The 8,667-nt window shown below is 54.3% G+C and carries 5 protein-coding genes, 11 tRNA genes and 2 rRNA genes (1 of these 18 running past the window's edge); all 18 read left to right on the top strand.

Annotated elements, in window-relative coordinates; translation table 11 throughout:
* Positions 1-1,612: ribosomal RNA gene (locus tag BBD41_RS07195) — 23S ribosomal RNA — on the top strand (it extends 1,316 nt beyond the left edge of the window).
* 226 nt (positions 1,613-1,838) lie between these two features.
* Positions 1,839-1,955 (top strand): 5S ribosomal RNA (gene rrf / locus BBD41_RS07190).
* Positions 1,956-1,964: 9 nt separating this feature from the next.
* Positions 1,965-2,040, top strand: a tRNA-Asn gene (locus BBD41_RS07185).
* A gap of 5 nt (positions 2,041-2,045) precedes the next feature.
* A tRNA-Ser gene (locus BBD41_RS07180) sits at positions 2,046-2,137 on the top strand.
* A 17-nt stretch (positions 2,138-2,154) separates the two neighbouring features.
* A tRNA-Glu gene (locus BBD41_RS07175) sits at positions 2,155-2,229 on the top strand.
* 119 nt (positions 2,230-2,348) lie between these two features.
* A tRNA-Val gene (locus tag BBD41_RS07170) sits at positions 2,349-2,424 on the top strand.
* A gap of 87 nt (positions 2,425-2,511) precedes the next feature.
* Positions 2,512-2,588, top strand: a tRNA-Met gene (locus BBD41_RS07165).
* Positions 2,589-2,617: 29 nt separating this feature from the next.
* A tRNA-Asp gene (locus BBD41_RS07160) sits at positions 2,618-2,694 on the top strand.
* 13 nt (positions 2,695-2,707) lie between these two features.
* Positions 2,708-2,783 (top strand) — tRNA-Lys (locus BBD41_RS07155).
* A 22-nt stretch (positions 2,784-2,805) separates the two neighbouring features.
* Positions 2,806-2,880, top strand: a tRNA-Gly gene (locus tag BBD41_RS07150).
* Positions 2,881-2,883: 3 nt separating this feature from the next.
* Positions 2,884-2,960 (top strand) — tRNA-Arg (locus tag BBD41_RS07145).
* A 49-nt stretch (positions 2,961-3,009) separates the two neighbouring features.
* Positions 3,010-3,089: transfer RNA gene (locus tag BBD41_RS07140), tRNA-Leu, on the top strand.
* Positions 3,090-3,098: 9 nt separating this feature from the next.
* A tRNA-Pro gene (locus BBD41_RS07135) sits at positions 3,099-3,172 on the top strand.
* A 136-nt stretch (positions 3,173-3,308) separates the two neighbouring features.
* Positions 3,309-4,022 (top strand): BofC C-terminal domain-containing protein, encoded by a 714-nt coding sequence (locus BBD41_RS07130; RefSeq protein WP_099477118.1) that lies wholly within the window; start codon positions 3,309-3,311, stop codon positions 4,020-4,022.
* A 339-nt stretch (positions 4,023-4,361) separates the two neighbouring features.
* Entirely contained in the window at positions 4,362-4,865 is a 504-nt protein-coding gene (ruvC, locus tag BBD41_RS07125) for a crossover junction endodeoxyribonuclease RuvC (RefSeq protein ID WP_028404989.1), read from the top strand.
* Positions 4,862-5,479 (top strand): Holliday junction branch migration protein RuvA, encoded by a 618-nt coding sequence (ruvA, locus tag BBD41_RS07120; protein WP_077569202.1) that lies wholly within the window; start codon positions 4,862-4,864, stop codon positions 5,477-5,479. The genes ruvC and ruvA overlap by 4 nt, the downstream gene beginning before the upstream one ends.
* 34 nt (positions 5,480-5,513) lie before the next feature.
* Positions 5,514-6,521 carry a Holliday junction branch migration DNA helicase RuvB gene (gene ruvB, locus BBD41_RS07115; RefSeq protein WP_099477117.1) on the top strand — a complete coding sequence of 336 codons (1,008 nt, stop codon included), beginning with the start codon at positions 5,514-5,516 and terminating at the stop codon, positions 6,519-6,521.
* A 58-nt stretch (positions 6,522-6,579) separates the two neighbouring features.
* Complete coding sequence (locus BBD41_RS07110; RefSeq protein ID WP_099477116.1) at positions 6,580-8,661, top strand: SpoIID/LytB domain-containing protein; 2,082 nt, start codon at positions 6,580-6,582, stop codon at positions 8,659-8,661.
* Positions 8,662-8,667 lie beyond the last annotated feature (6 nt).

Genomic DNA, 8,667 nt, shown 5'->3' with positions numbered 1-8,667 from the left:
AAAGATCAGTGAGAATCTGATCCGCCGAAAGCCCAAGGTTTCCTGAGGAAGGCTCGTCCGCTCAGGGTAAGTCGGGACCTAAGGCGAGGCCGAAAGGCGTAGTCGAAGGACAACAGGTTGAAATTCCTGTACCACCGTAAACCGTTATGAACGATGGGGTGACGCAGGAGGGTAGTGACGCGGACTGATGGATGTCCGTCCAAGCAGTGAGGCTGATGTGTAGGCAAATCCGCACATCGTAAGGCTGGGCTGTGATGGGGAGTGAAAATTATAGTAGCGAAGGTCATGATCTCACACTGCCAAGAAAAGCCTCTAGTCAGGTGAAGGTGCCCGTACCGCAAACCGACACAGGTAGGCGAGAAGAGAATTCTAAGGCGCGCGGAAGAACTCTCGTTAAGGAACTCGGCAAAATGACCCCGTAACTTCGGGAGAAGGGGTGCCTCGGTAGGGTGAATAGCCCGAGGGGGCCGCAGTGAAAAGGCCCAAGCGACTGTTTAGCAAAAACACAGGTCTGTGCGAAGCCGCAAGGCGAAGTATACGGGCTGACGCCTGCCCGGTGCTGGAAGGTTAAGGGGAGCGGTTAGGAGGTAACTCCGAAGCTGTGAACCGAAGCCCCAGTAAACGGCGGCCGTAACTATAACGGTCCTAAGGTAGCGAAATTCCTTGTCAGGTAAATTCTGACCCGCACGAATGGCGTAACGACTTGGGCGCTGTCTCAACGAGAGATCCGGTGAAATTTTAATACCTGTGAAGATGCAGGTTACCCGCGACAAGACGGAAAGACCCCATGGAGCTTTACTGCAGCTTGATATTGGATTTGGGTACGATCTGTACAGGATAGGTGGGAGCCTAAGAAGCATGAGCGCCAGCTTGTGTGGAGGCGACGTTGGGATACCACCCTGATCGTATCTAGGTTCTAACCTGGTACCGTGATCCGGTACGGGGACAGTGTCAGGCGGGCAGTTTGACTGGGGCGGTCGCCTCCTAAAGAGTAACGGAGGCGCCCCAAGGTTCCCTCAGAATGGTTGGAAATCATTCGAAGAGTGCAAAGGCATAAGGGAGCTTGACTGCGAGACCTACAAGTCGAGCAGGGACGAAAGTCGGGCTTAGTGATCCGGTGGTACCGCATGGAAGGGCCATCGCTCAACGGATAAAAGCTACCCTGGGGATAACAGGCTTATCTCCCCCAAGAGTCCACATCGACGGGGAGGTTTGGCACCTCGATGTCGGCTCATCGCATCCTGGGGCTGAAGTAGGTCCCAAGGGTTGGGCTGTTCGCCCATTAAAGCGGTACGCGAGCTGGGTTCAGAACGTCGTGAGACAGTTCGGTCCCTATCTGTCGTGGGCGTAGGAAATTTGAGAGGAGCTGTCCTTAGTACGAGAGGACCGGGATGGACGTACCGCTGGTGCACCAGTTGTTCCGCCAGGAGCATGGCTGGGTAGCTACGTACGGACGGGATAAGCGCTGAAAGCATCTAAGCGTGAAGCCCCCCTCAAGATGAGATTTCCCAATTAGTAAGACCCCTTGAAGACGACGAGGTAGATAGGTTGGAGGTGGAAGTGCAGTAATGCATGGAGCTGACCAATACTAATCGGTCGAGGGCTTATCCTAAATACACCCACCAAAGTGAAGAAGAGCTTCGCAGCTGATTCCGATTACTTTGGCGGGGCCCGGAAAGATCTGAGGATCTGAAGGGATAACTGCTACGGATTCTAATCAACGCAAAGACGTTTCGTATCTAGTTTTCAGGTGATCAAACCCGATTTGCAAGTGTACAAGCTGCACATGCAATGAGGATGATTAGGGCATTTGGCGATGCCGCATCCTGAGTTTAACGTTTGGTGGCGATGGCGGAAGGGTTCCACGCGTTCCCATACCGAACACGACCGTTAAGCCTTCCAGCGCCGATGGTACTTGGACCGAAGGGTCCCGGGAGAGTAGGACGCCGCCAAGCGGTACATATTCCCTGATAGCTCAGTTGGTAGAGCACTCGACTGTTAATCGAGTTGTCACAGGTTCGAGTCCTGTTCGGGGAGCCATTTATGGAGAGGTGTCCGAGTTGGCCGAAGGAGCACGATTGGAAATCGTGTAGGCGTCAAAAGCGTCTCGAGGGTTCGAATCCCTCTCTCTCCGCCAGCAAGGACTTTATATACGGCCCGTTGGTCAAGGGGTTAAGACACCTCCCTTTCACGGAGGTAACAGGGGTTCGAATCCCCTACGGGTCACCATCTTTCTTTACATGCTTCAGGGGATAAGAACCGCCACGGTTCGTCGGAGCATGCACATCGTTAGCTGAGGCTTCGCAGTCTCGAACGAAGTGAGAGTATCCCCTACTGGTCACCAACGCGGAGGCTTAGCTCAGCTGGGAGAGCATCTGCCTTACAAGCAGAGGGTCGGGGGTTCGATCCCCTCAGCCTCCACCATAATTCATCCCCTTAAAGTGAAGCTCATGCTTCACAGGTAATTCCGATCGCTTTTCGGGGATCCCATACAAGCAATCCTTTTAATGACGCGGGGTGGAGCAGTTCGGTAGCTCGTCGGGCTCATAACCCGAAGGTCGCAGGTTCAAATCCTGCCCCCGCAACCAATTATATCGCATTAGCGATCAAGCCTCATGGAACTGTGGTGTAGAGGCCTAACATGCCTGCCTGTCACGCAGGAGATCGCGGGTTCGAATCCCGTCAGTTCCGCCATTTTTAACAATGGGAGCCATTAGCTCAGTTGGTAGAGCACCTGACTTTTAATCAGGGTGTCGAAGGTTCGAGTCCTTCATGGCTCACCAGTGTTACATAAATCTTGATATTGCGGACGTGGCTCAGCGGTAGAGCATCGCCTTGCCAAGGCGAGGGTCGCGGGTTCGATTCCCGTCGTCCGCTCCATTTGCGCCCTTAGCTCAGCTGGATAGAGCGTTTGACTACGAATCAAAAGGTCGGGAGTTCGAATCTCTCAGGGCGTGCCATTGATTGATGTGCGCATTCTTCATGAATTTACTTAATGATTATCCTTACGCCGGTGTGGCGGAATTGGCAGACGCGCGCGACTCAAAATCGTGAGGGAAACCGTGGGGGTTCGAGTCCCTTCACCGGCATTTTAATAACGGGACGTAGCTCAGCTTGGTAGAGCACCTGGTTTGGGACCAGGGGGTCGCATGTTCAAATCGTGTCGTCCCGATTGAAGCAAGGACCATTTTCAGAATTTCTGAAGATGGTCCTTTTGTGTTGCGAGCTTTCGTCACAAGGGGCAGTGACGCATAATTTGGCAGCCTTGCGGTCACAATATGAAAAACATTGAATAGAAGGGGATAACCTTGAGTGTTTTTCAATTCTTAAGAAAAGTGTTCCGCAAACGACGGAGACGCTGGAGACGGGCCATCTGGTCTACTTCCATCCTGGCTGCAGCCATGATCCTGATTTGGTCAGGACAGACGCTGAAGGATCAAATGAATATGCTGCTGACCGGCAGCGACCGCGAGAAACCGCTCGCCCTCGAGACGATGCATTATTTGCAGATTGAAGAGGAGAAGCAAGAGGAGCGGACCCATGAGCAGAGAAAGTTTATGCAGGAACTGAACGCATCGAAAGGGAAGAAGAAGGTCCATTTGCGCACTACCTATGTATGCGGGGTTGAAGAGCAGAATATCGGGCGCCTGAATGCAGACGGCATCTATGAACTGATGAATACAAACCCATTATGGCAGGGCCGCCTGGATGATAAAGGGGAAGTCTGGCTGGAGCAAACGGTATCCGATCTCTCCCCCAACTGCAAGAAGCAAGCGTACGTGAGCGTGGATGCCAGCGGAAATTTAACTTTGTTTGAAGGCCCCCCGGAAGAAGAGAAGGTGCTCCGGACCTTTTTCCAATTAGATCTCGGGTCGATGGAGTCCTCCTTGCCAAAGGATGTCATTCGGCAGCTTCAGGAAGGGATCCGGATTCAGGATATGGATGAATACAATAGCGTCTTGTCGACGTTCAGTGATTATGCGCGGGATATGGCCGAAAATGTAATGAAGCCCAGCTCCTGAGCGAATCCTGACGAAACCGGACTGCCCTCTGTTCGACATTGTCCGGCCTTGGGTCCTCCATTGCAATACCGCAACTGTCTGGTGCTGATCTGCACCGGGCAGTTTTTTTCTTGTGCAATTCTTTGCATCCTCCCTATTCTCAACCAAGCACGGAGAACCTTTTATCCCGCCATGATGGAAATACAATCGTCCGTAAAAAAAAAGGACAAAAGCGGTTTAACAAGCGATGTGAAAACAGGCGCAAGAAAAGGTTCAAAGTTTTTCCTCAACTAAAGGGCGATCTTTTGTTATAATGGGAGAACGATACATATGTTCGCTTCATCAGAGGAGAGGTTAGTATTGCGTATTTTAGGCATTGACCCGGGGATTGCCATCGTTGGCTTCGGGTTTATCGATAAGACGGGGAGCAAGGTGTCACCGGTGCAGTACGGCTGTATCCAGACCGAAGCGCATACACCCGAAGAGGAAAGACTTCACCAGGTTTATGAGGGCATGCTGCAGTTGATTGATAAATATGAGCCGGAAGCGGTGGCTTTCGAGAAGCTTTTTTTTAACCGGAATGTAACGACGGCGATGACAGTATCCCAGGCTAGAGGCGTGCTCATTCTGGCTGCCGTTCAGCGGGGACTTCCTATTGCCGAGTACACGCCTATGCAGGTTAAGCAGGCGATTGTCGGCTACGGGAAAGCGGAGAAGAAGCAGGTGCAGGAAATGGTAAGGATGTACCTGAAGCTCGCGAGCATACCGAAGCCGGACGACGTGGCTGATGCGCTTGCTGTCGCTATATGTCACGCCCATTCGTATACGCTAAATTCCAGATTAAACGAGGTATTGCGAAAATGATAGATTTTTTACGTGGACAGGTCGTCCATCTTGAGAGTGAATATATCGTGCTGGATGTCCATGGTGTGGGGTATCGCGTCTTCTGCCCGAATCCGTATGCCTTTGCCAAAATGGAAGGGGTCGTCACGGTGTATACCCACCATCATGTGCGCGAGGATGCGATTCTGCTGTTCGGCTTCCCGACGCGCGAAGAGCAGCGCTTGTTCCGCAAGCTCATCGAAGTATCCGGCATCGGCCCGCGGGTGGCGCTCGGAATATTGGGCGGCGGCTCGCCGGATCACGTTGTATCGGCAATCTATCAAGAGAACATTTCGTTCCTGATCAAGCTGCCGGGCATCGGCAAGAAGACCGCCCAGCGCATGATTCTGGATCTGAAGGACAAGCTGGACGGCTTCAGCGATGCCGCAATGGCGACAGGACTGTTTGCCCTTCAAGAGGAGCAGCCGGAGGAAAACGGTTCGGCTTGGACCGAGGCCCGGGAAGGGTTGAAGGCGCTCGGATACACGGACAGCGAATTGGATAAGGTATGGCTCAAGATTAAGGATACCATCGGCAGCGGAGAATCGGTCGATGTATTGATGAAACGGGCACTGCAGCAGCTGTATGCCGGTTAATAGCGTCGTCTGCAGGAGAGGAGTTTAACTTAAGATGGACGATCGAATTATTACTGCGAATTTAATGATGGAGGACCAGGCGGTAGAGCTCAGCCTGCGTCCCCGGTATTTGGCCGAATATATCGGACAAAATCAAGTGAAAGAGAACTTGAAAATCTATATCGAGGCAGCGAAGATGCGCAAGGAAGCGCTGGACCATGTGCTGCTGTACGGTCCCCCGGGACTGGGGAAAACGACCCTTGCGAACATTATCGCCAATGAGCTTGGCGTAAATCTGCGTACGACCACGGGTCCCGCCATCGAGCGTCCCGGCGATCTGGCTGCCCTTCTTACGAATCTGCAGGAGGGCGATGTTCTTTTTATCGATGAAATCCATCGGTTGCATCGGACGGTTGAGGAGGTCATGTATCCGGCAATGGAGGATTTTGCGCTGGACATCATGATCGGCAAAGGGCCGAGCGCACGATCGGTCCGGCTGGATCTGCCGCCGTTCACGCTCATAGGCGCCACGACGAGAGCGGGCTTGCTCTCCGCCCCGCTGCGCGATCGCTTCGGGGTTGTCAGCCGCCTGGAGTTTTATACGGTGGATGAGCTGAGTTATATCGTGTCCCGCGGCGCGGACATTTTGGGCATCGAAATTTTAGGGGATGCCGCAGAGGAAATTGCCCTTCGTTCGCGGGGGACGCCGCGGATTGCAAACCGGCTGCTTAAGCGCGTCCGCGATTTCGCGCAGGTCCGGGGCGACGGGATGATTACGACCGACATTGCAAAGGAAGCGCTGAGAATGCTCCAGATCGACCCGATGGGGCTTGATCTCATCGATCACAAAATGCTTCATGCCATGATCAAGAGCTTCCGCGGCGGACCGGTCGGTCTGGATACGATCGCGGCCACGATTGGCGAAGAGAGCCAGACCATCGAGGATGTGTACGAGCCGTACCTGCTGCAGATCGGGTTCTTGCAGCGCACACCGCGCGGGCGGGTCGTGACACCGAATGCATACCATCATTTAGGCATTCCGGTTCCGGAGGACCGCCGATAGACGTTTTTGGACAATCGCTCATTATTCTATCCTTACAGCTTTCAGGAGGTTTGTAGACATGAATATAATGGGGAAGAAGTCATTTCTCCGCAGAACTGCCGCAGGCATAGCAGCAGCTGCTCTAGCCGCAAGCATATGGGCAGGGCCTGCCGCGCATGCTGCCGCCCCGTCACTTGACACGATCCGAGTTGCCATGTTCCTGGACCTTGGAAGCCAATATAGATCCACAGTCAATGCCGTTACCCTGCGATCCGAGGAGGTCCTGTCGGTAGCGTTGGATCATGCTGGGGCCCAGCAAGCGATCACAAGCATACCGGCTAATCAAGAGGCGCGCATGAGCGTCGATTCCTACCGGGTAAAGGTACTGGAAACGTCGGATTGGCAAACGGCTGCCGAAGCCGCTAAAAAGCTGCAGGCAACCAGCGATAAGCCGATGCTGTTCGTAGACGGCAAGGTGTATAAGCTGTATGCGGGAATGTACGCATCAGAGAAGGCTGCGGCCGATGCGGCAGCGAGAACAGCCAAGACGGCGGCTGCCCATTTGAACGGTCAGACCCCTTCGGTACGAGGAGGTCTCCACCTGTCCGCAGGCGCGTTCGCCACGGAAGCACAGGCGGAAGCAGCGCGTGCAGCTTATGCCGCCACCGGGATTGACGCATTTAGCGTCATGACCCAGGCGGGTTTTGAGGTATGGGTCGGGGAGGCTGCCAATGCATCGGATTTGGCCGCTGTCCAGCAGCAAGCCGCTGCTGCCGCGCCGAATCCCCTTGTTGAGACGAATGCCAAAACCCCGGGATTGATCATCCGCAAGGACGCCAGTCTGAACCTGACAGCTGCTCAGGAAGTTCAGCACTTCATGCTGTCAGGTGAGCTGGCCACGCTCAAGGTGGCGGGGACCGCGGGCACCGGCATCCATGTAAAAGAACGTTCCGACCGAACCTATCGCGGAGCGATGGAGATCGGAAAGAAGAACGGACAATTGTATTTGGTGAATGAGCTGCCGTTCCAACAGTACCTCTATTCGGTGGTAGGAGCCGAGGTGCCTTCCTCATGGGGGGCCGAGGCATTGAAGGCACAAGCAGTTGCCGCAAGAACCTATGCGCTGTTCCAAGGAACCAAGTTTGAGGTCGCCAATGTCGTCGATACAACGCTGAGTCAGGCTTACTATGGTACGGCCTACGAGTATCCGAGCGTCGTGCAGGCGGTGGACGCCACTGAGGGAGAAGTCGTCATGAAGGACGGCAAGCTGGTCGAGACGGTGTTCTCCTCCAACGCCGGGGGTATGACCTCTGATCCATCGGAGGTGTGGGGCAACGCCAACAACGTATTCGCTGCAGTAGAAAGCCCGGGCGATTCGTCGGCACAAGCCGCCTTGAAATCGTGGTACCACGTGCTTCTCCCCAGCGGGCTCACCGGCTATGTCCGTGAAGATAACGTGAAGGAGACAGGCAGCAAGACCGCTGCAGGCCTCCCTTATATGACGGTAACGTCGAAGGATACGAATGTACGTCCGCTGCCGCTGATTCAATCCGATGTCAAGCCTGTAGCCCAGATGAATCCGGGCGAGACGGCGGTCGTTCTGGACAAGGTGGCGGAATCGAACAGCTATGCGTGGGTTCGGGGCCCGTTCACGTCCGAGCAGCTGCTGGCTTCGCTGAAAGGGAAGACGTCTAGCTCCCTCCCTTCAGCCATAACGTCACTGACCGTGACCGAGCGCGGCCCTTCAGGCCGGGTAATGTCCGTCAACGCCAATGGCCAGCAATTGGATGTGAAGTACCCGGATGTATACCGCTCGGCATTTAGCGGGCTGCCCAGCACATTGTTTGATATTGAACCGACCGGAAGTTATACTGTATTGAGCGCGAATGGTGCAGAATCCACGGTTTCATCCGGAGGGACGGTAACGGTTGTCTCCGGCAATGGAAGCGCCAGCGTAAAGGGCGCGGGTACCGTTATTTTGAACGGTGAAGGACAAGCCAGAGCCGTCGACAGCAAGGCTGGCTTTAAATTTACGGGCAAGGGTAACGGCCACGGCCTGGGCATGTCCCAATGGGGGGCCAAAGGAATGGCGGATCAGGGGTATGATTATAAGCAGATCCTGCAACACTATTACCGCGACACGATTATAACGAAGGAATGACCGATC

It is taken from the genome of Paenibacillus ihbetae (genome assembly GCF_002741055.1).
Lineage (GTDB): Bacteria > Bacillota > Bacilli > Paenibacillales > Paenibacillaceae > Paenibacillus_AQ > Paenibacillus_AQ ihbetae.
This window is presented reverse-complemented; position numbering and strand designations above follow the sequence as displayed.

Bases quoted from the DNA above. Each gene is read 5' to 3' on its own strand.
- ruvA (WP_077569202.1), top strand. From the start codon at position 4,862: ATGATAGATTTTTTACGTGGACAGGTCGTCCATCTTGAGAGTGAATAT.
- ruvB (WP_099477117.1), top strand. From the start codon at position 5,514: ATGGACGATCGAATTATTACTGCGAATTTAATGATGGAGGACCAGGCG.
- BBD41_RS07110 (WP_099477116.1), top strand. From the start codon at position 6,580: ATGAATATAATGGGGAAGAAGTCATTTCTCCGCAGAACTGCCGCAGGC.